The 1,221-nt window shown below is 31.3% G+C and carries 1 protein-coding gene; it reads right to left on the bottom strand.

What is annotated here, in order from left to right:
* Nucleotides 1–152: 152 nt before the first annotated feature.
* Nucleotides 153–1,013, bottom strand: a complete 861-nt coding sequence (locus BUB35_RS18340) for a DUF2971 domain-containing protein (RefSeq protein ID WP_072854074.1) — start codon at nt 1,011–1,013, stop codon at nt 153–155.
* Nucleotides 1,014–1,221 lie beyond the last annotated feature (208 nt).

The following is a 1,221-nucleotide window of genomic DNA, read 5'->3' as shown; positions in this document are numbered from 1 at the left end:
TTTTGCCATAATAAAAGGTCCTCCTATGATTTAAATTTTACCATAGAAGAACCTCTTCAATTACATATTTACAGAAAAAGTTTCACACTGCCATCAAAAGGAAGTATGTTTTCTTATTTTATAAGAAAACATACTTCCTTTCATCTCTAAGTTTAGTATCGAATTGGGATTTCGGAAACTTTGATGTCTACATCAGAATAGCCTCTCTGCTCCAAAAATTCTCTTAAATTCTTAACCGCCAGATCTTGTTCAATCAATGGTCCTACCGTGATTTCCTGGATAGTTGCCTTATCAAACAAACGCTCTAAATACGGAACTAAAACACCATTCTTAACTTTATACTTAATTTCTTTCTTCTCCTCTTTACTCGCCGTATAAATCATTCTAACTTCTTGCTCATGGGAAAAACATTCCATCTTATGCTCTAATACACCATTACAAAGAATTTGCATTAAACATCTCTGAAAATCTTCTGTTGTCCAATCTATGGTATCAACATACTTTCTTAAAAATTCTTCAAGTTGTTTTTCAGAATAAATAATTGGACGTAACCGAAAAACATCATAAATTAATCTTTCATCGGAAAGCCTCGAACAAATATATGGATTTTTGAAACCAATATTATACCCTTGATAACTACCATTTTTCACATAGTAATTCCACATTGGCAAAGAATCTTGTGCCTTAGAAAAACTGCAAACAAAAGTATCCTCTAGGTTAAATTCTACCAATTTACCATTTATAAAATATCTAAAGCTTCCCATATCAAATCTTATACAATCTTCTAGTTTTTCAAGTTCACTTTTTCCAATTTTTCCGTCATGATATAACCTTTCAAAAATATCTAAAAATCTTTTTTGAAGAACCTTTCCTTCCATCTTGTCATTTAATGCAGTGAACTTCGTAAAATGTAAATTAACCTCTTCTTCCTGAAGAATACCAAGCAGTCCCTCTGGTGTTGTGTAGTGATATAGCATTGTATTGGCTAATTTTTTCTGCGCATTTATAAACATAATAAAGTCCCCCTACTATGAAGATAAATCTATATTGTTATTGTATCATACTGAGATTTTAGAAAAAAGACTATAGGTTTTATTTATTTGACTGATAGTCCAATTCATATTAAACTATTAAGAAAGGCATACAACAATTGAACTGCTCCAGATTGTGCGGACAGCACAAAAAGGCCTCTATGTAGGAAAATATGAAGTTTTAAGTGGA

Source organism: Anaerotignum lactatifermentans DSM 14214 (assembly GCF_900142265.1).
GTDB classification, from domain to species: domain Bacteria; phylum Bacillota; class Clostridia; order Lachnospirales; family Anaerotignaceae; genus Anaerotignum; species Anaerotignum lactatifermentans.
This window is presented reverse-complemented; position numbering and strand designations above follow the sequence as displayed.

Coding starts and splice junctions, on each gene's coding strand:
- BUB35_RS18340 (WP_072854074.1), bottom strand. CDS start 1,013: ATGTTTATAAATGCGCAGAAAAAATTAGCCAATACAATGCTATATCAC.